The following is a 25592-nucleotide window of genomic DNA, read 5'->3' as shown; positions in this document are numbered from 1 at the left end:
CTGCTTGATACAAACTGGCTGGACACATTACCAAGCTCGCTTTGCAAAGTCTCAGTTGTAGCTGGGCATCTTCTTGTTTTTGAAAAGATTTTTTCATTGCAAGAGCCGGTGCGCAGTTTCCCCCATTAAGGAGAATACTGATGGTGCAGCATATTGTGATTGTAGGTGGTGGTATTGGCGGTACGATGACCGCCAATCATTTAGTGACCAAGCTATACCCGGAAATTCGTTCTGGTAAAGTCCGCATTACCATGCTGTCCAACTCTCCCTGGCATTATTACAAGCCCGCTTTTATGTACGTGGCTTTTGATGCTTTTTTCAGGGACGAGTTGCGACGTCCGCAAATTTCACTTTTGCGCCCCGAAATTGATTTTCAGCTAGAGGAAGTCAGTGGTTTTGACTTCAAGGCCAGCCGTCTGCACTGCGCCAGTGGTAAGAAGATCGACTATGACTACCTGGTTCTGTCTACCGGCTGCGTCCCCTCACCGGAAAAAATCGAAGGCCTGAAAGAGGGCGGTGATCATTTCTATCAGCATGCGCCCGCGCGCCAATTGGCGGACCGCCTGAGCAAGCTGGAAAAGGGCCGTGTGCTGGTAACGGTCACCTTCCCCAAAACTCATAACGTCCCTCACCAGTGCGGTATTGCACCCGTAGAAACAACCTTGATGCTGGACGAGTACCTGCGTCGTCGTGGTGTACGCGACAAGGTGGAGATTGCTTATACCTATCCCACGACCTCCCAGCTTCTGCGTAACTGCCTGTTCATGCAGAACGAGGTGTGTCAGGTCTTGCCGCCCATTTTTGAAGATAGGGATATCAAACATCAACGGGGCTTCACGTTGAGCCGGGTGGACCCTGAACGCAAGATTGCCTATTCCGAGGAAGGCGGGCAGGAGCCATTTGACCTCTTGATGGCCACGCCGCCGATTACCGCTGTGGCAGCCGTGCGGGATTCAGGGATCTCGCAAGCCGCTGATGATGAAGGCTGGGTGCCTACCGATCATCAAACCTTGAAGGTGCTGGGCCTGGACAATGTCTATGTGCTGGGCGACACGGTGGACTTGCCTATCAGCAAAGCCGGCGGCTCTTGCCATAATCAGTCACCCGTTGTGGTCAACAATCTGGCCTCGGAGCTGCGATTCGGGCGTACCAGTGACGAATACGACGGACGGGTGGTGGCGGTCGCTCAAATGGGGCTGGAGGGCGGCATGCCGCTCTGGTACGACTATAAGGAGGATGTGCATCCTACCCCGCCCACCAAGTTGGGGGGCCTGTTACGCAAGGGCTTTAATCGGGGTATTTACTGGGCTGTGGCCCGTGGCTTGGTTTAAGTCAGGAGAGACAGATGAATTCGGTATCGGATAAATCCTCGAACCCCGAAGATGCGGGTGCGGCTCAGAAAAAACCAACAGCCCTGGAAAGTTTGCTGGGAGAAGACCCTGGCATCAAGGGCCTGGACGAACTGATCGGCAAGATCGAGCCATTGCTGGCCGGTGGTCGCCTGAATCGGGTAGTGGATGCGGTGTCCCTGCTGGCCGATCTGGTGGATATGACGGACGACTACATGCTTGAAAAGCTCATGAAGGGCTTTGAGGAGGGCATAGGAGCCGCCTGGTCGGTTGGAAATGCGGCACGTATGGCTTCGGACCAGGTGCGGGCTACGGAGACCACACCGACCCTGATGGGGCTTATACGCCTGGCCAAGGAGCCGGAAGTGCGTCGTGGTCTGACTTTCTTTCTGATGATGGCCGGTGTGATGGGACGCCAGATGCGTTATCAGAATCTGGATCACACGGGGGACTGATGCGATAGCTGTATCGTTAAAGAAAAATGGGCCGCTTTTGCAAGCGGCCCATTTTTTTGCTCAGCATCTCAGCGGTCAGTGATTCAAAAACGCCATTTGGCGCTTTTCCACAATCCGGAAAATACCGACCAGAATGAAGGACACGCACAGGTAAATCAGGGCGGCGATCCCATAGGAGGTAAAAGTCTGGTACGTGGCCGCATTGGCATCACGCGCGATCTTGAGCAGGTCAGGAACCGTGGCGGTAAAGGCCAGCGAGGTGGCGTGCAGCATCAAGACAACCTCGTTGCTGTAGGCAGGCAGAACGCGGCGCAAGGCTTGCGGCAAAATCACCCGGCGGTATAGTGTCCAGCCCGACATGCCATAGGCACGGGCGGACTCGATCTCACCGGGCGGCATGGAGCGGATGGCCCCCGCAAAAATCTCGGTGGTGTAGCCGACAGTATTGAGGGTCAGGGCCAAAATCATGCAATTGAAGCCGCTCATGAAAAAAGCTTCCAGTGCCGGCACGGATTTGACGATGGCCAGCTTGTACATGGCGGTATAGATCAGCAGGATCTGTACGTACAGCGGCGTACCCCGGAAAAAGTAGGTGAAGGCGCCGATGGGACGCGACAGCCAGGCTTTGCCCGACACCCGGCCAATGGCCATGAAGATCGACAGGAAAAAACCGATGGTGACCGAGATTACCAACAGCCACAGCGTCATGGCCAGGCCCGAGAGCTGCCCGTTGCTTTGATAAAGGTAGGCGCGCCAGAATTCGTTCAGGACATCCATTAGAACTGCGCTCCTTTTACGCCGATGTTATAGCGTCGCTCCAGGTAGCTCAGCCCGATGTTGCTGACTGCGGTCAGGCCCAGATAGATCAGGGCGGTCAGGCCCACAAACAAGAAAGAGTTGAAGGTGGCGTTGCCGGCATTCTGGGCAATCTTGACCACGTCGCTCAGGCCGATCAGCGATACCAGGGCAGTGGATTTAAGCAGAATCTGCCAGTTGTTGCCCAGTCCGGGCAGAGCGTAGCGCATCATTTGAGGGATCTGTATGCGGTGCAATATTTGCCAGGCGCTCCAGCCACAGGCTTTGCCAGCTTCCATCTGGCCTTTGGGGATGGCCATCAGGGCGCCCCGGAAGGTCTCGGCAAAATAGGCGCCATAAATAAAGCCCAGAGTGACCACTCCGGCGCCGAAGGGATCGATCTCGATCATGTCCCATTCCAGCCAGTCGGTCAGCTCGTTCAGCCAGATTTGCAGGCTGAAAAAGAACAACATCAAAAGCACCAGATCCGGGACACCCCGGATCAGGGTGGTGTACAAACCGCCCAGCCCTCTTAGCAGCGAGGTGCGGGACAGTTTCATCAGGGCAGCCACCAGGCCAAGCAGCAGGGAAACCAGCAGCGAGAGTACCGCCAGCTTGATGGTTTCCCAGGTGCCCGCCAGCAACTGCGGCCCATAACCGTAAAGCAGCATGGTTCAGATATCCAGGTCAGGGCGCAATGCGAATGTTGTCTTTTTGGAAGTATTTGTCGGCAAAGGCCTGCATGGTGCCATCGGCTTTCATTTCGCGCAGAACTTCATCAACGGTTTTCTTGAGTTTTTTGTTGCCTTTGCGAATGCCCATGGCAATCGGTTCGTTCAAAATAGGGCTGTCATCGACGGTACTGCCGGTCAGTTCAAAGTCGGCGCCGGCCGGTTTGTTCAAAAAGCCTTCGATGGCGTTCTGGGCTTCCTGGAAGGTGGCGTCAACGCGGCCACCGGCCAGGTCATTGAAGGCGTCGGTGTAGCTGGGGTAGGCCACAATGGTGACGCCGTTATTGGCCCAGTTCTGGCGCGCATACGTTTCCATGGTGGTGCCTTGCTGCACGCCCACACGTTTACCTTTCAGTGATTCGGCGGTGGGCTCCAGGCCGCTGCCCTTGCGGGCGGCCAGGCGAACCGGCACGATGTACATGGGTTCGCTAAAGTCGATGACCTTGGCCCGCGCTTCGGTGGCCGTCATGGTGGAGTTGGCCAGATCGAATTTGCGGGCCTGCAGGCCGGGGATCAGGCTGTCAAAGGACTGATCGATCCACACGCACTTGGCTTGCAAGCGTTTACAGATCTCGTTGCCGATATCGATGTCAAACCCCTGCAATTGGCCGCTGGGGTCCAGGTATTCGAAGGGGGGGTAGCCTGCTTCAGTGGCAAAACGGATTTCGGATGGCCCGTCAGCATGGGCAACGGGCGCCAAGGCGGTGCAAAAAGCCACCATCAAAAGGCGGGCAAGGATTTTGTTCATGTGAAGGACTCCGGCAAATATCGACTAGCTTGTGGCATTCAATACAAATTCGGCCCTGCTGATGGAGGGCCGAAGAAAGACTGCAAATTTAACCCGGACGCCTTACTGGGGCAATGCGGGTTCCGCCCTAGGCAGCACGCAGCACTGGTTGATGTAGCCCATAACCTCGTCCAGATCATCGGTCAGGACCAGCAAATTCAGGTCTTTGGGGCCAATCAGGCCCAACTCCATCAATTGGTCACCAATCCATTCGATCAGGCCGGACCAAAAGGAAGTGCCGATCAGTACAATGGGTGCAGGTGGGACTTTGCCGGTTTGGACCAGCGTCATGACTTCAAACAGCTCATCCAGTGTGCCGAAACCGCCGGGCAGGGCAATGTAGGCCCAGCTATGCATGAAAAAGGTGGCTTTGCGCGAGTAGAAATACTCGAATTGCAAACTGTGCGTCTGGTAGGGATTGTTGGTCGTTTCGTGAGGCAAGCGTATATTCAGGCCAACACTTTGCCCGCCTGCTTCGTACGCGCCTTTGTTGGCGGCTTCCATCAGCCCGGGGCCGCCGCCTGCAATCAGGGTGACGCCCGCTTCGGCCAGACGACGGCCCAGCTCCTGGGCCAGTTCGTAGTAAGGATGGCCGGGTTTGATGCGTGCGCTGCCAAAAACACTGACGCCAGCACCCATTTCTTTTAATGTATCGACCGCAGTTTGCAGTTCCTTCATGATGGTAGGAATCTGCTCAGAGGCCGGTAAACGGACGATTTTATTGTTAGACATGAAAAAAACCTTGTTGCTCGTTGATGGTTCCAGCTATCTGTATCGAGCGTACCATGCGATGCCCGATCTGCGAAACGCGCAAGGCCAGCCTACAGGCGCTTTGTACGGGGTCATCAATATGCTTCGTCGCTTGCTGCAGGATTATCAGGCGGACTATATGGTATGCGTGTTTGATGCCAAGGGCCGCACCTTCCGGGACGATCTGTACGATCAATACAAGGCAAACCGGCCTTCCATGCCCGATGACATGGCGGTGCAAATAGAACCGCTTCACAGAGCCGTGCGGGCCATGGGCTGGCATCTGATTTGCCAGTCCGGCGTAGAGGCTGACGACATCATCGGCACGCTGTCTCGCCTGGCCGCTGAAAACGGCATTGAGACGGTGGTCTCGACCGGGGACAAGGACCTGGCCCAGTTGGTCAATGAGCATGTCCGGCTGGTCAACACCATGAGTAACGAGAAGCTGGATGTTGACGGGGTGATCAGCAAGTATGGGGTGCGTCCCGATCAGATCGTCGACTATTTGATGTTGATTGGCGACACCTCGGATAATGTCCCCGGTGTTCCCAAAGTAGGCCCCAAGACCGCCGCCAAATGGCTGGGGGAGTACGGCAGTCTGGACGAACTGTTGCGTCACGCCGACAAAATCAAAGGTGTGGCGGGGCAGAACCTGCGCGACTTCAGTGCCAACTTTGAAATGACGCGCCAGCTGGTGACCGTCAAGCTCGATTGCGAGGTACCTGGTTTTACGGGGGATTTCGAAGCTCTGGAACCGGAACCGCGTGACAAGGCCACTTTGCAGGACATTTACGAGACTTATGGTTTTCGGACCTGGCTGCGCGAGTTGACGCAGGACCCGGATCGTGTGCCTGCACAGGACAGCCGCGTCGAAGCGCAAACGCCGCAGGCGCCGACGGAGCTGGATTACCAGACCGTCACCACCAAGGAGCAATTGAGTTCCTTGTTAAGCCTGCTTGAAAAGGCGCAACTGGTGTCACTGGATACCGAAACTACTTCCCTGGACCCCTTGATGGCGCGACTGGTGGGTCTGTCGGTCTCAGTCAAGGCAGGCCAGGCTTTCTATGTTCCCGTCGCACACCGGGGTTCGCTGGACCTGGAGCAATTGGACAAAGACTATGTATTGCAGACCTTGCGGCCCTGGCTGGAGAATGCGCAGGCGGCCAAGGTCTTGCACAACGCCAAATACGATACTCACGTCCTGCTCAATGAGAAGGTCCATTTGCGCGGTATTCAGGACGACACCATGTTGCAAGCCTATGTCCTGCAGTCGCACAAGCGCGTCAGCATGGACGAGCTGGCCCTCCAATGGTTGGGGCTGAAAGGCACCTCGTATGAGGACATTTGCGGCAAGGGCGCCAAGCAGATTGGCTTTGACGAAGTCGAGATCTCAGTGGCTTCCCACTATGCCTGCGAAGATGCAGATTACACCTTGCGACTGCATCAGTGTCTGCGTCCTCAGCTCGCCCAGGAGGCAGGGCTGGAGCGCATTTATCGGCTGGAGGTGCAGGCCTCGGAAGTGCTGACCATTGTGGAGCGCAACGGCGTCAAAATCGATGTGTCCACCCTGGCGCGTCAAAGTCACGAGCTGGGGCAAAAAATGCTGGAGCTGGAGAACAAGGCCTACGAGCTGGCTGATCAGCCCTTTAATATGAATTCACCCAAACAAGTCGGTGAGATCCTGTTTGGCAAGCTGGGTATTCCCGTCGTGCGTAAAACGGCCAGCGGCGCGCCGTCCACCGATGAGGATGTATTGACCCGTCTGGCCCAGGACTACCCCTTGCCCCAGGTGTTGCTGGAGTACCGGGGCTTGGCCAAACTCAAGTCCACGTATACCGACAAATTGCCCAAAATGGTGAATCCGGACAGCGGGCGGGTGCATACGCGTTATTCACAGGCCGCTGTTATTACAGGGCGTCTGGCCTCCTCGGATCCGAATCTGCAAAATATTCCTGTACGTACGGCAGAGGGTCGTCGTGTCCGGGCTGCGTTTGTCTCCGAGTTGGGCAAGGTGGTGTCTGCTGACTATTCCCAGATTGAGTTGCGCGTGATGGCTCATGTTTCAGGGGACGCCAATTTGCAGCAGGTGTTCGAGCAGGGCGGTGATGTACACACTGCCACGGCCGCCGAGATTTTCGGTATTCAGACCCAGGACGTCAGTTCCGATCAGCGTCGTGCCGCCAAGGCCATCAATTTTGGCTTGATTTACGGCATGGGGGAATTTGGTCTGGCCAGCAATCTGGGCATCACCCGTGATGCCGCTCGCGCTTACATCGACCGCTACTTTGCGCGTTATCCGGGTGTGGCCAGCTACATGACTCGTATCAAGGCCCAGGCTCACGAGCAGGGTTATGTGGAAACCGTGTTTGGCCGACGCTTGTGGCTGCCAGAGTTAAAGGGAGCAAAAGGGCCTCGCATGGCGGGCGCAGAGCGTGCTGCCATTAACGCGCCCATGCAAGGCACCTCGGCTGATCTGATCAAGATGGCGATGGTCGCGGTGCAACGCTGGCTGGAAGACAATAAGCTGCGTACACAAATGGTGATGCAGGTGCACGACGAACTGGTGTTTGATGTGCCCGAAGACGAGTTGGACACCTTGCGTGAGCATCTGCCGGGGCTGATGTGCAATGTGGCCAAGCTGGATATTCCACTGGTGGCGGAGGTAGGGGTGGGCGACAACTGGGAGCAGGCCCACTAAACGCGCACGCCTTAAGGCCAGGGCAGGCGGGTTGGCGCGTCTGCCTGTGCAAGGTTGAGGCCAGTAAAAAGGGCGACCTGGAAACAGGTCGCCCTTTTGTGTGCTCACGAGGCTATTTTGCGCTTGTCTGGCACCTTGTTCCTGGTCACCGAAGGACTGGAGCGTTCAGTCGTCGTTGGAGCGCACCCGATTGGGAAGCAACTCATCGTGCTTGGCCAAAATGGGATAGGCGGCGGCACTGACCAGATACGAGTTGATTGTGCGCACGTCGCGCAAGATTTCCAGATAGAGGGAGCCTTGCTCGGCCGAATCCAGTTGGCCGGCTTTGATCTTGCGAATATGGCGGTCGGCGGCGGCCACTTCCAGTTCGCGGAAAAAATCTTTCTCAAAAGCCAGGAAGCGGGCGGTTTTGACGTCTTCGGCCACAAACAGCGCGGCTGCCTGACGCTGATTGCGAATCAGCCTGTCCATGACCTTGCCAATTTCCGTCTGTTCTTCCGCTTGCAATATCCAGCCCTGTTTGCGCAACTTGGCGGTATGGCTGAGCAAGCCGTTCACGCTGATGGTGGCGGCATGCGAGATATTGGTCGAGAAAGTCAGAATATCGTTAAGGCGGCGGGTATCTTTCTTGTTCAGATTCTCCTGGTCCAGGCGGGCCAGATACGTGGTAATCAAAGGCTCCAGGCGATTGACGGCATTGCTGATATAGCGTGCGTGGTTAATGCTGTGGGTGCTGTTGTTAAGCATGTTCTGGCGTGCCGTATCCAGGATTTCCTGCAGCATGTCGGACAGGCGCAGGGCTTCCCTAGCTGCATTGCCCAGGGCCACGGCAGGGACTTCCAGCGCCGACTGATCGAGGTATAAGGGCAGGCCGGGATCGTCCGGGTCTGTGCGGCGGGGCAGATAGCGACTCAGCAAGCGCGAATAGGGTTTGAGCAAAGGCAGGAACAAGGCGGCCACTGCCAGATTGAAGAAGGTATGGAAGTTGGCAACGGCGCGGGCCGGGTCATGGGTGAACCAGCTCATCAGATCGGGAATCCAGGGCAGCAGAATCATGCCTATCAGACAGCCGAACAGCCGGGTGCCCAGGTTGCCAATCGGCAGACGTTTGTTGGCGGGGTCTTTGGTGCTGCCGGCGCCTTCCAGAATCGGGTTGATGGCAGTGCCCACATTGGCACCCAGGACCAGGGCGTAGGTCAGCTGCGGGTCCATATGCTGGTGGCTGGCCAGGGAAATGATCAACACCACGATGGCAACGCTGGAGTGAGCGGCCCAGGTCAGCAGGGCGGCCAGCAACATGCCGGTCATGGGGCTGCCGGCCAGGGCTTCCAGGATGGTCTGCAGCAAGGGAGCATCCTGAATGGGCGAGAAAAGTCCCACCAGTTCATGCAAAGACAGCAGCAGCAGGCCCAGGCCGATAAAGACCCGTCCCAGATCACGGCGTCGTCCCGGCTCTTGCGAGCGAAACAGCCAAACTCCCAGAAGAATCAGGGCAGGGGCCAGCGCGGTCATCTTGAAGGACAGCAATTGCACGATCAGCGTCGTACCCACATTGGCGCCCAGCATGGCGGCCAGGGCTGGCACCAGGGCGACCATCCCGGTAGCGGCAAAGCTGGTAATCATCAAGCCAGTGGCGGTACTGCTCTGAATGGCTGCGGTAATCGCGGCGCCGGCAAAGAACGCGCGTCGTGGCCGACCCAGTGCGTGGCCCATCCAGATGCCCAGCTCGGCACCGAATGCGCGCTGAACCCCGCTTTGCACCATGTGGATACCCCACAGGAGCAAAGCGATATAACCCCCGAAATCGAGAAGTGCGAAGATTTCTTTCATGGCTAAATAATAGCCCAGCGCCTCTTACAAGCGTGAGTCCCAGATTACGGACACACCGATTCGCTTGGTAGAGGGCTGGCGCGCAGGCGGATGACGACGGGCAGGCAGGCAGAAAGCCTGCAAAAAACGCTCCGAAAGCACCTAGGCTTGCGGAGCGTTTTGTCTGGCTTGAGTGCCGGGGTGCTTACACGGACTGGGCGCTTTGCAGTGCCTGGATGCGTGCGGCAATCGGCGGGTGCGAGGCGAAGATGGCGCTGATGGAGCGACCGCCCGAAATACCTGCAGCTTCAAAGTTCTTGGGCAGCTCGCCCGGCGCCATGCCACCCAGACGGGCCAGGGCGTGAATCATGGGCTGGCGCGAACCGAGCAGTTGGGCAGAGCCGGCATCGGCGCGGTATTCCCGTTGACGTGAGAACCAGGCCACGATGATGGAGGCCAGTACGCCAAAAATCAGCTCAAACACAAAAACCGAGGCGTAGTAACCCATGCCCACATCGCGATCATTACGCAGCAGCACGCGGTCCACAAAGTAGCCGGCCAGACGGGCCAGGAAGATCACGAAGGTGTTCACCACACCCTGGATCAAGGTCAGGGTCACCATATCGCCATTGGCGATGTGAGCGACCTCGTGGCCCAGCACGGCCATGACTTCTTCTTCGGTCATGCCGCGCAGCAAACCGGTGGACACCGCGACCAGCGCATCATTCTTGAACGCACCGGTGGCAAAGGCATTGGGTTCGCCTTCGTAAATGGCTACTTCCGGGCGGCCAATACCGGCACGGTCAGCCAACTGATGCACGGTGTCGACCAGCCAGGCCTCTTCGGCGTTGGCAGGGGCGTTCGGGTCGATGACGCGGGCGTTCACGCTTTGCTTGGCCATCCACTTGCTCATCAGCAGGGAAATGATGGCGCCGGTAAAACCGACCAGGGCCGAGAAGATCAACAGTTGCGTCAGGTCCAGACCCTGCGCGTTCAGGTAACGTCCCACACCCAAAATATTCATGGAGGCGCTGAGCACCAGCATGACGGCCAAGTTGGTTATTAAGAAAAGGACAATTCGTTTCATGAATGCGGATTCCGGTGTGACAGAAAAAAGCGTGACCGTGAGTACACGATCTGCGCGAATTTTAGCCTTGATTCCAGGCGTGAAAATAAAATAGTCAGCTTTTAGTCAGCTTTTGGACAAGATAGTTTCGTGGGCTGTCTTGCCTGCTGTTGTGTAAGTGGTCTGGATATGGGGTTGGCGGACCACTTTTACAAGGTGGGGAGTATAGTAATGGCTTTCCCTTATCACTGAATCTGGTCTGATCACATGCAGTCATTGTGGATGCTGGTAGCCTGCGCCATGTTTGCCATTATGGGGGCCTGCGTCAAAGTGTCCGCCGATGCGGGGGCCTCGATGGCACAAATCGTTTTGTTCCGGGGTGTACCGTCGGTTCTGCTATTGGTGTTCTGGGCCAAGAGTCGCGGTTTGAGGCTGGCCCCGCAAAGCTGGAAGCTGCATATCCGACGTAATGTGTCGGGGGTCAGCTCCATGTGGCTGGGCTTTCTGGCCCTGGCCAATCTGCCTTTATCCACGGCGGTTAGCCTTAACTACACTGCTCCCCTGTTTATTGCCTGCTGGATGCTCGCCTGGGGCGGTACCCAGCGCGATCCTGTGCGTCTGATCGCGGTGCTGCTGGGTTTCATGGGGGTGATCGGCGTACTGCGCCCCAGTATTACTCCCGACCAGTGGTGGGCGGCCATGCTGGGCCTGTGTGCCGGCGCGCTAAGCGCCGTCGCCATGATGCAGGTGCGGGCTTTGGGGCGTTCTGGCGAACCTGAATGGCGCACGGTGCTTCTGTTTTCCTGTTTTGTCGTCTGTTCCAGCCTGCTTGGCCTGCTGTGGGAAGGTTGGCGGGAGCTGAGCTGGCGCGCCTGGCTGGCTTTGCTGGGAGTGGGCCTGTCGGGCTTGTTCGGGCAGTTGACCATGACACGGGCATTCGGGCTGGGCTCGGCCTTGTTGACCGCGGCCCTGCAATACACCACCATTATTTTTGCTGCCCTGATTGGCATAGCATTCTGGGGCGATGTGCCCGACTGGCTGGCATGGGCGGGCATGGGATTGATTATTGGGTCTGGCTTGTTGTCGGCCTGGCGTACCTACAGCGAGGATCGTATCTTGCGAGGTCAGGCCGCGGCGCAGGAGCAGGCTTCTGTCAAGGAGGCATGAGGTGTTTGAATTTCTGGTTAGCGCCGAGCAGGTCCAGGCCGAGCTGAACAATCCGCAGTGGTTGATTCTGGACGTACGCCATGATCTGGCCGATCATCAGGCCGGGCGGCGCGCTTATGAGCAAGGACATATTCCCGGGGCAGTTTTTCTGGATCATGAATTGGATCTGGCCGCGCCCAAGACGGGTTTCAATGGCCGCCATCCTTTGCCCAGCCGTCAGGAGCTGGCCCAGCTTTTGCAGGGAAAAGGGTTGAGCGATGACACGCAGGTGGTGGTGTATGACGCCCAGGGGGCGCTGTTTGCCAGCCATATGTGGTGGATGCTGCGCTGGTTGGGGCACTCCCGGGTCGCTATTTTGAACGGCGGCTGGCAAGCCTGGCAACAGGTGGGGGGAGCCGAGCAGCAAGGGGCCGCCACGCCGGTTCAGTCCACTGGCACGGTAAGCCTGCCTGAGCACGCCGCCATGCCTACGGTCAGCACTCAGGAAGTGCTCAAAAACCTGACGACGCCTGTTTTCACGGTACTGGATGCGCGCGCTGCGGAGCGTTATCGGGGAGATGTGGAGCCGATGGACCCCGTGGCCGGCCATATCCCCGACGCCTTGAATCGTTCCCATCTGAATAATCTGGATGAACAGGGGCGTTTCAAGCCGGCAGCGCAGTTACGTCAGGAGTTTCAGGATTTGCTGGGTGCCACTCCTGCCCATCAGGTCGTACATCAGTGTGGTTCAGGTATTACCGCTTGTCACAATCTTTTTGCGATGGAGTTGGCAGGCCTGACGGGTTCCGGTCTTTATCCGGGCTCCTGGAGTGAATGGGTGAGTGATGCGAGCCGCCCCGTAGCGCGCAGTTAGGCTTGCCCTGCCACCCTGGCAGAATTGAAAAGGCCGCCCACGGGCGGCCTTTTTACCGCCGGGCCTCCTCAAGGTAAAAGAGTCCCCGTGGGGAGCTGCAAGCCGCTGGTGCAGTATGGAGTATGTTTTACTGCCAGGTCGCCCCACGGTAAAAGTTTCCCCTTTGGGGGCCGCAAGCCGCAGATGCAGCGTGGAGGCACGTTTTACCGCCGGGTCGCCCCACGGTAAAAGTTTCCCCTCTGGGGGCCGCAAGCCGCAGATGCAGCGTGGAGGCATGTTTTACCGCCGGACCTCTCCAAGGTAAAAGAGTCCCCTTGGGGAGTTGCAAGCCGCAGGCGCAGCGTGGGGGGCATGTTTTTACCGCCGGGCCGCCCCAAGGTAAAAAGCGCCCCCCTTGGGGGGCAGCAAGCCGCAGGCGCAGCGTGGGGGGCATGTTTTTACCGCCGGGCCGCCCCAAGGTAAAAAGCGCCCCCCTTGGGGGGGCAGCAAGCCGCAGGCGCAGCGTGGGGGGCATTTTTCTTTTTTGTACCGGCTCTCTATCCGGATTGTAGACTACCCTCCCGCGCCAGCTCCCGTACAATGCCACTTCCAATTGGGTGTCGGCTTGTCCGGACCGCCCTCATTGATCAGGAATAATTATGGTTAAATCTCGCGATGATAATCAAAGCGCCCAGGCGCCAGCCCAGCAGGATTTCGAGTCCGCTCTGGCGCAACTGGAGGCGCTGGTCGCTCGTATGGAAAGTGGGGCGTTGCCGCTGGAGCAAGCCTTGCAGGCGTATGAGCAGGGCGTGGAGTTAGCCCAGTTGTGTCAACGCAAGCTGGACCTTGCCCAAGAACAGGTCAGCGTATTGCAAGGCAATCTGTTGCGTCCCCTGTCCGGGGATGAGGCCGTTGGAGATAGTTAAGATGAGTTCTACCAGTTTTTCTGATTGGCTTCAGGCTCGGGTTGAGCAAACTGAACATGTACTGGATCAGTCCTTGCCCCCAGTCAGTCAGGAGCCTGCTCGTTTGCACGAGGCCATGCGTTATTCCGTGCTCGGGGGGGGCAAGCGTGTGCGTGCCGCCCTGGTGTATGCTGCCGGTGAGGCTGCCTTGCAAGGCAAGCCGATGGCCGCTGCGCAACAAAAAGCTCTGGAGTTGGCGGCTGCAGCCGTGGAGCTGATTCACGCCTACTCTTTGGTACACGATGATTTGCCTTGCATGGACGATGACAAGCTGCGTCGCGGCCGTCCGACCACGCATGTGCAGTTTGACGAAGCCTGCGCCATGCTGGCTGGCGATGCTTTGCAGCCCTTGGCCTTCGAGCTGTTGGCGCAAATGCCAATTGCGCCCGCTCTCATCGTGCAGGCGATCACCCAGTTGGCTCAGGCTGCGGGCAGTGCCGGTATGGCGGGCGGTCAGGCCATTGACTGCGATAGTGTGGGTATTGCCCTGGATCGCGATCAACTGCAGGAAATGCACAGCATGAAGACCGGTGCCATGCTGCAGGCCAGTGTATTGCTGGGCGGTATTGTGGCAGGCGCCTCGTCTACCGTGCGCAATGGCCTGGAGGAATATGCCCAGGCTGTGGGTCTGGCTTTTCAGGTTGTGGACGACATTTTGGATGTCACCGCGGATACGGAGACCTTGGGCAAGACGGCGGGCAAGGATGCCGCTGATAACAAGCCCACCTATGTGTCCATTCTGGGTATGGAAGGATCGCGAGAGTTGCTGGGGGCGCTCAATGAGCAGGCCCAACTGGCGTTGCGACCTTTGGGGCCTGCCGCGACACGCCTGACGCAACTGGCCGATTACATCGTGGGCCGCGATCATTAGACCGTTGCCGGTCTGTGTGACTTTGGCACAGGCCGCGAAGCGTTTTACAATAGCCGATTGGCGATTGTTCTTGGACAGTCGTTTCACTTATTTGCCCGGATAGACGTCTTTTAGTATGACAACCGTTTCCCTAGAGCAGATCCACTCTCCCGCCGACTTGCGCCAGCTTGATCAACGCGATCTTCCCGAGCTGGCCCGTCAGTTGCGCGAGTTTGTTCTGCAGTCTGTATCCAAAACCGGTGGGCACTTGTCGTCCAATCTGGGCACGGTTGAATTGACCACGGCCTTGCACTATGTGTTTGAGACGCCGCACGACCGTATCGTGTGGGATGTGGGTCATCAGTCCTATCCGCACAAGATTCTGACTGGCCGGCGCGAACAAATGGCCGGCTTGCGTCAGCAAGATGGTATTTCGGGCTTTCCCAAGCGCTCCGAGTCCGAATACGACGATTTTGGCACCGCGCATTCCTCCACCTCCATCTCGGCGGTGCTGGGTATGGCCGTGGCCTCGCGCAATGCCGGTATCGAACGTCAGCATATCGCCGTGATCGGCGATGGAGCCATGACGGCCGGTATGGCCTTCGAGGCCCTGAACAATGCAGGCGTGACCCCCGATGTGAATGTGCTGGTGATCCTGAACGACAACGACATGTCGATCTCGCCACCCGTGGGTGCCCTGAATCACTATTTGGCGCGCCTGATGTCGGGCCGTTTCTATGCCGCTGCCAAGAATGTAGGTCGTGCTGTTTTGCAGCATGTACCGCCCGTACTGGATCTGGCGCGCAAGTTTGAAGGCCATGCCAAGGGGATTCTGACGCCCGCTACCTTATTTGAAGAGCTGGGTTTCAATTATGTCGGTCCGATCGACGGCCATGATCTGGATGCCTTGGTCTCTACCCTGAGCAATCTGCGCGATCTGGGCGGCTTGCAGTTTTTGCACGTCGTCACCCGCAAAGGGCAGGGCTACAAGCTGGCAGAGGCTGACCCTGTGCTCTATCACGGCCCTGGCAAATTTGATCCCTCCGTGGGTTTGGTCAAACCTGCCACCAAGCCGCGTCCGACCTTTACCCAGATTTTTGGTCAGTGGCTGTGTGACATGGCCAGACACGACCAACGCTTGTACGGTATCACCCCCGCCATGCGTGAGGGCAGTGGGATGGTGGAGTTCGAGCAGCAGTTTCCACGCCGGTATTTCGATGTGGGCATTGCCGAGCAGCACGCTGTCACCTTTGCGGCCGGCTTGGCCTGTGAGGGGCAAAAACCCGTTGTGGCTATTTATTCGACCTTTCTGCAGCGTGGCTACGATCAGTTGATTCACGATGTGGCCTTGCAGAATCTGGACGTGACCTTTGCGTTGGATCGTGCCGGAATCGTGGGGGCCGACGGGGCGACCCACGCGGGTAATTACGACATCGCTTTTTTGCGTTGCATTCCGAACATGGTCGTTGCCACGCCGTCGGATGAAAATGAAACTCGCTTGCTGTTGACCTGTTGCTACCAGCATCCCGGGCCCAGCTCGGTGCGTTATCCGCGGGGTGCCGGCATTGGGGCGCCGGTCAGTCAGGAACTCAACACCGTGCCGCTGGGCAAGGCGAATTTGCGTCGTCAGGGCAAAAATCTGGCGATTCTGGCTTTTGGCCCAGTGTTGCACGAAGCCCTGAAAGCGGCCGAGGCACTGGATGCCACCGTGGTGGATATGCGTTTTGTCAAACCCATGGACGAGGCCCTGCTGCAAGAGCTGGCGCAAAGCCATCAGGCTTTTGTCACAGTGGAAGAGGGTTGTCTGATGGGTGGCGCAGGCAGTGCCGTGCTGGAATTTATCAGCCGTGAAGCGCTGGTCATGCCCGTTTTGCAGCTGGCTTACCCCGACGAGTTCATCGATCACGGCGATCAAAAGAAAATTGCTCAGGATTTGGGTCTGGATGCGGTTGGCATCGAACGCTCCATTCGTGCGCGTTTCTCAAGTCTGTTCGAGGAATGAGGCAATTTCTGCACAGTTTAGGGTTTAAATACCCCAATATGCGCGTTCTTGTTAAGGTTATCGAAGCTCGCTTGCGATAAGCGTAAGATAATCATCAATTATTCTTTTTATTTACAGTGGCGGCTCTGCCGTCGCTGAAGCTGATGGATATGAATACAGTGTCGGAATCGCCCTTGGCCATGCCAGATGTGCAAAGCAGCATGGATACACGCCGTGTTGCAATTCAGCGCGTGGGTGTGCGCGGGGTGCGGCATCCGATGATGCTGGATCTGCAGGGGCAGGCTGTGCCCACCGTGGCGCAATGGGAGTTGACGGTGGCTTTGCCGCCGGAAGAAAAAGGCACCCATATGTCGCGCTTTGTGGCCTTGCTGGAAGAGTATCGCCGTCAAGCCCTGACCCCAGCCGGTTTTGTACAGATGGCCCAGGCCATGCTGCCTTTGCTGAACGCCGGTCGTGGCGATATGACAGCGACTTTTCCCGTATTTCTTGAAAAAGTCGCGCCTGTATCGGGAGTGGCCAGCCTGATGGATTACACCGTCAGCTGGACGGCGCGTGTTGGCGTGGATGACCAGCCCGAGTTCGAGCTGTCCGTGCTGGTTCCCGTGACCAGTCTGTGCCCCTGCTCGAAAGCAATTTCCGAATACGGTGCGCATAATCAGCGCTCGCATGTGACCGTGCAAGCCGTTTTTTCCCATCCGGACGCTCTGGATCTGCCCGCCTTGATCCGGTCGGTGGAGGAGCAGGCTTCGTGTCAGCTTTGGGGCCTGTTAAAGCGCACTGATGAAAAATACGTGACCGAGTACGCCTACGACAATCCCAAATTTGTCGAAGATCTGGTTCGGGATGTGGCTGTCAGCGTGCGCAGTCTGCCCGGAGTGTTGCGTTATAGCATCGAAGCCGAGAATTTCGAGTCGATTCATAATCACTCTGCCTACGCAAGCGTGCAGGGCTAAGGCTTTTGGCTTGTCAGCCAGGCTTTTTTGGTGCTAGTATCTATTGTTTCTTGCTCGACCCGGATTGAATGGGCGGGCTGTCGCGCTTGGTGCCTGACTGTTTTTGCAGCGGGTAGTAGGCGATATCCACAAGGAGTTGTTCCATGCGTCACTACGAAGTAGTGTTCATTGTGCATCCCGATCAAAGCGAGCAAGTGCCCGCCATGATCGAGCGCTATTCGGCGATTGTTACTTCCGAAGGCGGTGCTATTCATCGTCTGGAAGACTGGGGCCGCCGTCAACTGGCTTACCCCATCCAGAAACTGGTCAAGGCTCACTACGTGTGCCTGAACATCGAATGCGGTCAGTCCACCTTGGACGAGCTGGAGCATTCCTTCCGCTACAACGACGCCATCTTGCGTTACCTCGTCGCTGGCACGAAGAAAGCCCCTGAAGGCGCTTCGGTCATGATGAAGTCCGTCGAACGCGAAGAAGCACGTAAAGCAAGCACCGAAGCCAGCGCTCCTGCAGCGGCTGACGCTGAAGCTCAAGCTGAAGAGTAATAGCTCCGACTGCGTGAACCAGTTCTCTCTTGCCGGCCAGCTTATCGACATCAAGCCTTTGCGTTATACGCCGGCTGGTGTCCCTGCTCTGGAATTGGTCCTGGAACACGAATCTTCCGTAATGGAAGCCGGTCACTCCCGGCAAATCGCATTGACGATGCAGGTAGTGGCATTAGGCAATAACGCCTTGGGTCTGGCAGACACTCCTTTGGGAGCCCATTTGCAGCTACAAGGTTTTATAGCCCCGGCCCGTAAAGGTTCGACGCGTCTGGTGCTGCATGTACAGCAGTATCAGCGTCACTTTCCGGGACAAGGCTCTGTTACGGTCTGACTGGTCTGGCTCGATCGTCGCGAAGTGTTCAACACCTCGCTTCACACTGAATTCTCCCGGGTATAGCCCGGTTACTAACGAGGCACAAAATGGCTTTCCGTAGAGGCAAAGACAAAAAACGCAAATTTGCACAACAGAACCCACTGTTCAAGCGCCGCAAATTCTGCCGCTTCACCGTCGCTGGCGTTGAAGAAATTGATTACAAAGATCTGGACACCCTGCGTGATTTCATCCAGGAAAATGGCAAGATAATCCCTGCACGTTTGACGGGCACCAAAGCTCACTACCAGCGTCAGCTGGACACCGCCGTCAAGCGCGCTCGTTTCCTGGCTCTGTTGCCGTACACCGACAACCACAAATAATCCAGAGGAACCTTAGTCATGCAAGTTATTTTGCTCGAAAAAGTCGCCAACCTGGGTAATCTGGGTGATGTCGTGCGCGTACGTGATGGTTACGCCCGTAACTTCCTGCTGCCACGTAAAGTTGCTCGCCGTGCAACGGCTGCTGCTTTGCAAGAGTTCGAAGCACGTCGTGCCGAACTGGAAAAGCTGCAGGCTGAAAAGCTGGCCGCTGCTCAGGCTCAGAACGAAAAGCTGAACGGTCAGACGTTCACGCTGGTTCAGAAAGCCGGTGTGGATGGTCGTCTGTTTGGTTCCGTGACCACCATGGACATCGCCAATGCGCTGAAAGCAGCAGGCTTTGAAGATCTGGTCAAGACCCAGGTTCGTTTGATCGACGGTCACCTGAAAGCTGTGGGCGAGTACCCTGTCCAGGTTGCTCTGCACCCTGACGTGATCGCTGAAATCAACGTTGTGGTTCAAGGCGACGTCGCCTAAGACTAGTGCGTTGACGCATGGTACATTCTTCTTTGGAGTGTATCTGCCAAGCTAGAAAAAGCCGGTGCAAGCCGGCTTTTTTGTTTTCTCTCCAGCCTGCCCGGGCAATGCGATCGCGCCCGAGCCTGTTTGTACTGCCGCATCCGGTCCTGTCGGCTCAATGTCTTATTGAGTCTGACTGTTCTGACCCCAGATACACCTCCTGCTTAAGACCGCGCAACGCATTTTGCGGGCTGCGGCGTCGATTTTTTTCCTTGATTTGAAGGTATATGCATGGAAAGCAAGTCAGCCAAATCCGATTCAACGCTGGATTACCTTCGGGTCCCGCCTCATTCAATCGAGGCGGAGCAGTCGGTGCTCGGTGGCTTGTTGCTCGATAATGCCGCGTTTGACCGGGTGGCCGACATTGTCACCGACGAGGATTTTTATCGTTTTGATCATAAGCTGATCTGGCAACACATTACCCGTTTGATCGGACTGGCCCGGCCTGCCGACGTCGTCACCGTATTTGAGTCTCTGTCCGTGGCGGGCAAGCAGGAGGAGGTGGGGGGGCTGGCCTATTTGAATGCCCTGGCGCATAACACGCCTTCGGCGGCCAACATTCGTCGGTATGCCGAGATCGTGCGTGAACGCTCCACGCTGCGCAAGCTGGTGACCGTGGCCGACGAGATATCCTCTGCTGCCTTCAATCCACAAGGTAAAGAAGCCCGTCAGATTTTGGATGAGGCCGAAACGCGGGTGTTTCAGATCGCCCAGGAAGGAGCGCGTGGTTCGCAGGGTTTTCTGGAAATTCAGCCCTTGCTCAGTCAGGTGGTGGAGCGCATTGACGAGCTGTACCACCGTGAGGGCGACTCGGAAGTGACGGGCGTGCCGACGGGTTTTGTCGACCTGGACAAGATGACCTCCGGTTTGCAGCCAGGGGACCTGGTGATTGTGGCCGGACGTCCGTCCATGGGTAAAACCTCCTTTTCCATGAACATTGGCGAGCATGTGGCGATTGCTCAGGGCCTGCCCGTCGCCGTGTTCTCCATGGAAATGGGCGCGGTGCAGTTGGCCATGCGTATGGTGGGTTCGGTAGGGTTGCTGGACCAGCACCGCATGCGTACCGGCAAGTTGACGGCAGATGACTGGCCGCGCCTGACGCATGCTGTTCAGCAAGTGCAGGAAGCCCAGATCTATATTGATGAAACCCCCGGCTTGTCGTCCATGGAGGTGCGGGCACGCGCACGGCGGCTGGCTCGTCAGTGTGGGCAGCTCGGCCTGATTATTATCGACTACCTGCAACTGATGTCCTCTAGTGGTGGTGAGAACCGGGCGACGGAAATTTCCGAGATCAGTCGTTCCTTGAAGGGTCTGGCTAAAGAGCTTAACTGTCCCTTGATTGCTTTGTCGCAGTTGAACCGCAGTCTGGAGCAACGTCCTAACAAACGCCCGGTGATGAGTGACTTGCGAGAATCAGGCGCTATTGAGCAGGATGCTGACTTGATCTTGTTTATTTACCGTGACGAGGTCTACAACCCAGACTCGCCCGATAAAGGCACGGCTGAAATCATTATCGGTAAGCAGCGTAACGGCCCGATTGGTTCGGTGCGCCTGACCTTTGCGGGAGCCAGTACGCGCTTTCTGGATTACATGCCTACATGACGACGGGCGCCGCAGTGTGCAATGGGCTGCCCAAGTAGCGCTTTGTAGCGGATACGGAAGGAAAACAATAGGAGGGGCCTGTGCACATTGTCGGGCCCCTCTTTTTTATCGTCTTGCCCGCCTGATTCCCGGCTCAGTCAATCGTTCCCAAGGGCCCTCGTCTTTTTAGTCTCCGCGGCCGGCCGCCAGTCGCTTGGCCAACCACGCACAGACCAGAAGCTGCCACTGGTGAAACAGCATGATGGGCAAGATGACAGGCCCCACCATGACGCTGGGGAAAATCACGTTGGCAATCGGGATGCCGCTGCTCAGGCTTTTATTGGAACCGCACATCAGCAAGCTGACTCGGTCTTCAAAGGAAAAACCCAGCCAGCGTCCCAGATTCCAGGCCAGCACCTGCGCCAAGGTCAACAGAATGGCGTTGGACAGCACAATCAGTCCCAAGGCACTGAGCGGCGTAGAGGTCCAGAGTCCGCCTACTACAGCGCCTGAAAAAGCCGTATACACCACCAGCAGAATTGAGCCCTGATCCACGACTTTGAGCAGTTGCTGGCGTTTCATGACCCAGGCTCCGATCAAGGGGCGCAGCAGATGCCCGAAGACAAAGGGGAAAAACAGTTGCAGCATGATTTTTCCCACCGCCTCCAGGGATACCGTTGCCTGGGCACTGGTCGTTCCGGCCAACATGATGCCGACCAGCAGGGGAGTGATGAATACGCCAAGCAGCGTAGAGGCAGAGGCGCTGCAAATCGACACCGGCACATTCCCCCTAGCCATGGCGGTCAGAGCCACTGCAGATTGCACGGTGCTGGGCAGGCAAGCCAGAAACAGAATCCCCAAGTACAGATTGTCGGTTAGCCAGGGGCGCAGCACGGCTGCCACGCCACTGCCCAGAACCGGGAAGAGCAAAAAGGTAACGGACAGAATCAGCAGGTGCAAACGCCAGTGGGACAGGCCGCCCCAGATAGCCTCGCGTGACAGGCGGGCGCCATGCAGAAAGAACAACAGTGCAATGGCAATCTGCGTGATGTGTTGAAACAGTGGCACGCCCCAGCCTTGGGCGGGCAGCAGACTGGCCAGTGCAACGGTAGCAAACAGTTTCAGCAAGAACGGGTCAATCGGTAAACGCTTGATCATGCCTGGTAAGCGCTCATGGAAAGGGCCATACGGTAGGCATAGCGCAGTGATGAGGCATCGGCCTTGCCTTGTCCGGCGATGTCGTACGCGGTTCCATGGTCCACGCTGGTGCGGATAAAGGGCAGGCCCACCGTCACGTTCACCCCTTCGTCCAGGCCCAGCAGCTTGATGGGAATCAGTCCCTGGTCATGATATTGGGCCACCACAATATCGAACGCCCCCTGACGGGCACGCATGAAAATCGTGTCACCGGGCCAGGGGCCGCTGGCTTGTATGCCTTCGGCGCAGGCTTGTTCAATAGCCGGGGTGATCTGTTCTATGTCTTCCAGGCCGAACTTTCCGCCTTCACCGGCGTGGGGGTTCAAACCGGCCACCGCCACGCGTGGCTTGGCGATCCCCGCTTGGGTGCAGGCCAGTTGTGCCAATCGTATGGTTTGCAGCACGCGCTCTTTCGTAATCAGGGAAGGGACGCGTGCCAGCGGTTCGTGAATGGTGACCAGAATGGAGCGCAAGTGCTCGTTGGCCAGCATCATGGCGTAGTGCTCTGTGTGACTGCGTTCGGCCAGAATTTCAGTATGCCCAGGGGCATCAATACCGCCTTTTTGCATGGCCAGCTTGTTGAGTGGTGCGGTGACAATAGCGCGTATCAGTCCGGCCTGGGCATCATCAATAGCGTGACACAAATACTCATACGCGCCGCGTCCGGCTTGGGCGCTGACCTGCCCATAAGGGAGATCAGCGGGCAGAGCCTGCCAACGGTTGAGAACGGCAATGACGCCAGCAGGAGGGCAAATCGCTTGCGTCATTTCCTGGACACGCCAGTGCGGGTCAGCGCCGATCACGGACAAGGCGCGGCGCAGGGCACCAGCATCGCCATAGACGACTGCCGGGTGGGGCAGACCCTCAACAATCAGACGGGCGATGATTTCCGGGCCTATGCCGGCAGCATCGCCCATGGTGATCCCAATGGGTTGTTCGGTTCGGTTCATGATAATGGCTATAAAAAAACTTCTGCGCTACGCCTTTGGCTGGTTCCCCTGCGGGGAGCATTTTGCCGGGGGCTGGACTGACGGTAAAAACACTTCACGCCGCGCCTATGGCTTGCTGCCCCGAGGGAGCTGTTTACCTTAGGGCAGCCTGGCTAAAAAAAAACCGGGTTCATGACCCGGTTTGAGTGAGCAGGGATGCCGTTTAGAGCGCGTCGCTGGCGTAATCGGCCAAGCGGGAGCGTTCCCCACGCTGCAGGGTGATGTGACCGGCATGTGGCCAGCCTTTAAATCGGTCTACCACATAGGTCAGCCCTGAACTGCCCTCGGTCAGATAGGGTGTGTCGATCTGGGCAATATTGCCCAGACAGACGATTTTAGTGCCTGGGCCAGCGCGCGTCACCAGTGTTTTCATCTGTTTGGGCGTGAGGTTCTGTGCCTCGTCGATGATCAGAAACTTGTTCATGAACGTGCGGCCGCGCATAAAGCTCAGGGATTTGACCTTGATCTTGGAACGTACCAGCTCCATGGTGGAGTTGCGCGGCGCCTCCGAGCCTTGTGGGTTGCTCAGGTTACTGGACGATTTGCCGGTACCCAGATGCAGTACCTCCAGGTTGTCTTCCAGAGCGCCCATCCAGGGCTGCATTTTCTCTTCTTCAGTGCCGGGCAGAAAGCCGATGTCGTCTCCCACCGGCACGGTGGCACGGGTGATGATGATCTCGTTGTAGCGCTTGGTCTCCAGCGTTTGGGTGAGCGCGCTGGCCAGTGCCAGCAGCGTTTTACCCGTACCGGCATGGCCCAGCAGCGAGACGAAATCAAAATCGGGGTTCATCAACAGGTTCAGGGCAAAATTCTGCTCGCGGTTGCGAGCCGTAATGCCCCAGACATTGTTCTTGCCATGGCTGTAGTCGCGCAAGGTGGCCAGCACCGCGGTGTTGCCGGCGGTCTCGCGTACCTGGGCGTACAGGGGATCGTCGCCTTCGGTAAACACGAACTGGTTGACCATGAACTGGCTGCACAGCGGCCCGCTGATGCGGTAGAAGGTGGTGCCACCTTGTTGCCAGGATTCCATGTTCTTGCCGTGCTTGGTCCAGAAATTGTCCGGCAAGGGCATGACACCGTCATAGAGCAGGTCGGAGTCATCCAGCACGTGGTCATGGCGGTAGTCCTCGGCCAGCAGGCCCAGGGCCTTGGCCTTCAGGCGCATATTGATGTCTTTGGACACCAGAACCACTTCGCGCTTGGGCATGCTTTTGGTCAGGGCGTTGACCACGGCCAAAATGGCGTTGTCCGCCTTGCCCAGCGGTAGCTGGATGGGCAGGCTGGTATCGAGCGCGCTGGTCTGGAAGGTGACGGCGCCACGCGCTTCGGTATTGCCGATGCCATCCAGATTGATGGGCTTGTCTAGGCCATGATCGCCTACCAAGCCTTCCAAGGAACGGCTGACCTGACGCGCATTGCGAGCCACTTCGGACAGGCCTTTTTTCTGGTGATCCAGCTCTTCGAGCACCATCATGGGCAGGAAGATGTCGTGTTCCTCAAACTTGAACAGCGAATTGGAGTCGTGTAGCAAGACGTTGGTATCGAGCACAAACAGTTTGCGCTGAGTGGGAGCCAGACGGGTGCGCTTGCTGGCCGTGCCGGCCGCAGGCCTGGGGGCCTGAGCCGGATTGGCTGCCGCACTTTTGTCGGGAGCGGTCTTGGCGGCGGTGGCAGGCGCGGGCACTGCTGTCGGGGCCGCGGGCGCTGTTTTTACGGGCGCAGGTTTTTTGGCGCGGGGCGTGGCAGCTGCCTTGTTGCTGGCAGCGGCAGGGCGGGCAGGGGGCGTGTCGGGTTCGTCTGGTTGTACGGGTGGATCGGCAAGGATGACACTGTCATCTTTTTCGCTAAGCAGGGTTCCCAGCTTGGTGGGCAACGTTGGTAGCGGCATATAACACGTACTCCTGGTTGTGTGTCGGCCCGCGGGCCGACACGGTAAGGTTTCAGGCGGTTTGCTGGACAGCCTGTAATACAGCCTGGACGTGGCCTGGCACTTTGATGCCACGCCATTCCTGAATCAAGACCCCGTGGGCGTCGATCAAGAAGGTGCTGCGCTCAATGCCACGTACCTGTTTACCGTACATGTTTTTCATTTTCATGACCCCAAACAGTTCGCACAAGCGCTCCTCGGTGTCGGCCAGCAAGGGGAAGGTCAGACCTTGCTTGTCGATAAAGCGCTCATGTGAACCTAGCGAGTCGCGCGAAACACCAATGATCTGCGCGCCTGCGGCCTCAAATTCGGCCTGGGCATCACGGAAATTCTGGGATTCGGTGGTGCAGCCCGGGGTGTTGTCTTTAGGGTAAAAGTACAACACTGTCATTTTTCCTTTAAGATCAGCCGCGCTGAACTCGCCCTGCGTGGAGGGCACGGAAAAGTCGGGAATGGGGGCACCTATTTTTACGGCTGTCATGCTTTTTCCTGTATGAGTAAGGCGGCAACGACTTTGCGGCCTTCGGACATGAGGATATTGTAGGTTCTGGCAGCGGCCTGGGTATCCATGATTTCCACCCCTATGCCCCACTGCAGCATTTCCTGGGTGACGGCAGGGTGCAAAAAATGCTGACGCTGTCCGGTCCCAATCAAAATCAGTTCCGGCGCATTGTCCGGGCGTGCGGGCGGGGCGTCATCCAGAAAGGCCATGGGGTCTTGCTTGAGCGATTCCAGTCCCGCAATTTGTCGCAGCAAGGCAGCGGTCAGCTCGGAAGCGCTTTGAATAGCCAGGGTCTGCACCGGTCCTTCAGGGCTAAAGAAGATGGAATGATCGTGGTTTTGAAAGTTGATCGCCACGTAGTCCTCACCGTAGGCGGTGATGGCATTTAGGGCGGGGTTATGTTCGCGTTGCAGTTGCACGATGAGTCTCTCCGGTT

Annotated in this window: 25 protein-coding genes; 14 read left to right on the top strand and 11 right to left on the bottom strand. The window is 57.4% G+C overall.

Annotated features, from left to right (window positions below):
• Positions 1–140: 140 nt before the first annotated feature.
• Positions 141–1331, top strand: a complete 1191-nt coding sequence (locus tag V6936_RS08335; RefSeq protein ID WP_336579719.1) for an NAD(P)/FAD-dependent oxidoreductase — start codon at positions 141–143, stop codon at positions 1329–1331.
• A 14-nt stretch (positions 1332–1345) separates the two neighbouring features.
• Positions 1346–1804, top strand: coding sequence for a DUF1641 domain-containing protein (locus tag V6936_RS08330; protein ID WP_003802462.1), 459 nt, complete (start codon positions 1346–1348; stop codon positions 1802–1804).
• A gap of 75 nt (positions 1805–1879) precedes the next feature.
• On the opposite strand, the gene hisM is transcribed toward V6936_RS08330, so the two are convergent.
• The 4 genes from hisM to V6936_RS08310 all read right to left on the bottom strand — a co-directional run bounded on the left by hisM (position 1880) and on the right by V6936_RS08310 (position 4849).
• Positions 1880–2581 carry a histidine ABC transporter permease HisM gene (hisM, locus tag V6936_RS08325; protein ID WP_003802461.1) on the bottom strand — a complete coding sequence of 234 codons (702 nt, stop codon included), beginning with the start codon at positions 2579–2581 and terminating at the stop codon, positions 1880–1882.
• Positions 2581–3270 (bottom strand): ABC transporter permease, encoded by a 690-nt coding sequence (locus tag V6936_RS08320; protein WP_003802460.1) that lies wholly within the window; start codon positions 3268–3270, stop codon positions 2581–2583. Before V6936_RS08320 ends, hisM begins: the two co-directional genes overlap by 1 nt.
• A 16-nt stretch (positions 3271–3286) precedes the next feature.
• Positions 3287–4078, bottom strand: coding sequence for an ABC transporter substrate-binding protein (locus V6936_RS08315; protein WP_003802459.1), 792 nt, complete (start codon positions 4076–4078; stop codon positions 3287–3289).
• Positions 4079–4180: 102 nt separating this feature from the next.
• Complete coding sequence (locus V6936_RS08310; protein ID WP_003802458.1) at positions 4181–4849, bottom strand: TIGR00730 family Rossman fold protein; 669 nt, start codon at positions 4847–4849, stop codon at positions 4181–4183.
• Between V6936_RS08310 and polA the strand changes: the two genes are divergently transcribed.
• Positions 4848–7565 carry a DNA polymerase I gene (gene polA / locus V6936_RS08305; protein WP_336579718.1) on the top strand — a complete coding sequence of 906 codons (2718 nt, stop codon included), beginning with the start codon at positions 4848–4850 and terminating at the stop codon, positions 7563–7565. The genes V6936_RS08310 and polA overlap by 2 nt on opposite strands.
• Before the next feature lie 165 nt (positions 7566–7730).
• Here the strand turns inward: polA and V6936_RS08300 are convergent, their stop codons facing one another.
• Together V6936_RS08300 and htpX are read right to left on the bottom strand one after the other, a co-directional pair.
• Positions 7731–9395: a Na/Pi cotransporter family protein gene (locus V6936_RS08300; RefSeq protein WP_059318791.1), complete on the bottom strand. Its 1665-nt coding sequence runs from the start codon at positions 9393–9395 to the stop codon at positions 7731–7733.
• A 184-nt stretch (positions 9396–9579) separates the two neighbouring features.
• A complete protein-coding gene (gene htpX, locus V6936_RS08295) occupies positions 9580–10461 on the bottom strand; it encodes a protease HtpX (RefSeq protein WP_131071405.1) in 882 nt (293 codons plus the stop codon).
• A 246-nt stretch (positions 10462–10707) separates the two neighbouring features.
• Between htpX and V6936_RS08290 the strand changes: the two genes are divergently transcribed.
• From V6936_RS08290 to V6936_RS08240, 11 genes are all read left to right on the top strand, one after another.
• The gene (locus V6936_RS08290; protein ID WP_051010444.1) at positions 10708–11607 is read left to right on the top strand and encodes a DMT family transporter; all 900 of its coding nucleotides are present in this window, start codon (positions 10708–10710) and stop codon (positions 11605–11607) included.
• Position 11608: 1 nt separating this feature from the next.
• Positions 11609–12460 carry a sulfurtransferase gene (locus V6936_RS08285; RefSeq protein WP_442892586.1) on the top strand — a complete coding sequence of 284 codons (852 nt, stop codon included), beginning with the start codon at positions 11609–11611 and terminating at the stop codon, positions 12458–12460.
• 638 nt (positions 12461–13098) lie between these two features.
• Positions 13099–13365, top strand: a complete 267-nt coding sequence (locus tag V6936_RS08280; RefSeq protein ID WP_003802451.1) for an exodeoxyribonuclease VII small subunit — start codon at positions 13099–13101, stop codon at positions 13363–13365.
• A 1-nt stretch (position 13366) separates the two neighbouring features.
• A complete protein-coding gene (locus V6936_RS08275; protein ID WP_003802450.1) occupies positions 13367–14275 on the top strand; it encodes a polyprenyl synthetase family protein in 909 nt (302 codons plus the stop codon).
• 115 nt (positions 14276–14390) lie between these two features.
• The gene (gene dxs / locus V6936_RS08270; RefSeq protein ID WP_003802449.1) at positions 14391–16256 is read left to right on the top strand and encodes a 1-deoxy-D-xylulose-5-phosphate synthase; all 1866 of its coding nucleotides are present in this window, start codon (positions 14391–14393) and stop codon (positions 16254–16256) included.
• Between the two features lie 149 nt (positions 16257–16405).
• Positions 16406–17209, top strand: a complete 804-nt coding sequence (gene folE2, locus V6936_RS08265) for a GTP cyclohydrolase FolE2 (protein ID WP_003802447.1) — start codon at positions 16406–16408, stop codon at positions 17207–17209.
• A 143-nt stretch (positions 17210–17352) separates the two neighbouring features.
• A complete protein-coding gene (gene rpsF / locus V6936_RS08260; RefSeq protein WP_003802446.1) occupies positions 17353–17751 on the top strand; it encodes a 30S ribosomal protein S6 in 399 nt (132 codons plus the stop codon).
• 13 nt (positions 17752–17764) lie between these two features.
• Positions 17765–18082 carry a primosomal replication protein N gene (priB, locus tag V6936_RS08255; protein ID WP_003802445.1) on the top strand — a complete coding sequence of 106 codons (318 nt, stop codon included), beginning with the start codon at positions 17765–17767 and terminating at the stop codon, positions 18080–18082.
• Positions 18083–18171: 89 nt separating this feature from the next.
• Positions 18172–18444, top strand: a complete 273-nt coding sequence (gene rpsR, locus V6936_RS08250) for a 30S ribosomal protein S18 (RefSeq protein ID WP_003802444.1) — start codon at positions 18172–18174, stop codon at positions 18442–18444.
• Between the two features lie 18 nt (positions 18445–18462).
• Positions 18463–18918 carry a 50S ribosomal protein L9 gene (rplI, locus tag V6936_RS08245; protein WP_003802443.1) on the top strand — a complete coding sequence of 152 codons (456 nt, stop codon included), beginning with the start codon at positions 18463–18465 and terminating at the stop codon, positions 18916–18918.
• 273 nt (positions 18919–19191) lie between these two features.
• The gene (locus V6936_RS08240) at positions 19192–20562 is read left to right on the top strand and encodes a replicative DNA helicase (RefSeq protein ID WP_003802442.1); all 1371 of its coding nucleotides are present in this window, start codon (positions 19192–19194) and stop codon (positions 20560–20562) included.
• Positions 20563–20727: 165 nt separating this feature from the next.
• Here V6936_RS08240 and V6936_RS08235 read toward each other — a convergent pair whose 3' ends face one another.
• The 5 genes from V6936_RS08235 to V6936_RS08215 form a co-directional block, all read right to left on the bottom strand.
• Entirely contained in the window at positions 20728–21699 is a 972-nt protein-coding gene (locus V6936_RS08235) for a bile acid:sodium symporter family protein (RefSeq protein ID WP_301606992.1), read from the bottom strand.
• A complete protein-coding gene (gene pdxA, locus V6936_RS08230; protein ID WP_301606994.1) occupies positions 21696–22688 on the bottom strand; it encodes a 4-hydroxythreonine-4-phosphate dehydrogenase PdxA in 993 nt (330 codons plus the stop codon). The genes V6936_RS08235 and pdxA overlap by 4 nt, the downstream gene beginning before the upstream one ends.
• Before the next feature lie 202 nt (positions 22689–22890).
• Positions 22891–24615, bottom strand: coding sequence for a PhoH family protein (locus V6936_RS08225; RefSeq protein WP_131071409.1), 1725 nt, complete (start codon positions 24613–24615; stop codon positions 22891–22893).
• Positions 24616–24667: 52 nt separating this feature from the next.
• On the bottom strand, positions 24668–25135 hold the full coding sequence (locus V6936_RS08220) for a peroxiredoxin (protein WP_003802437.1): 468 nt from the start codon (positions 25133–25135) through the stop codon (positions 24668–24670).
• Positions 25132–25575, bottom strand: a complete 444-nt coding sequence (locus V6936_RS08215) for an Mth938-like domain-containing protein (protein ID WP_059318555.1) — start codon at positions 25573–25575, stop codon at positions 25132–25134. Before V6936_RS08215 ends, V6936_RS08220 begins: the two co-directional genes overlap by 4 nt.
• Positions 25576–25592 lie beyond the last annotated feature (17 nt).

The sequence above is a fragment of the Alcaligenes sp. CHO6 genome (assembly GCF_037120595.1).
Taxonomy (GTDB): domain Bacteria; phylum Pseudomonadota; class Gammaproteobacteria; order Burkholderiales; family Burkholderiaceae_B; genus Alcaligenes; species Alcaligenes ammonioxydans.
Note: the sequence above shows the minus strand (reverse complement) of the source record. Positions and strands in the feature narration are given on the sequence as shown.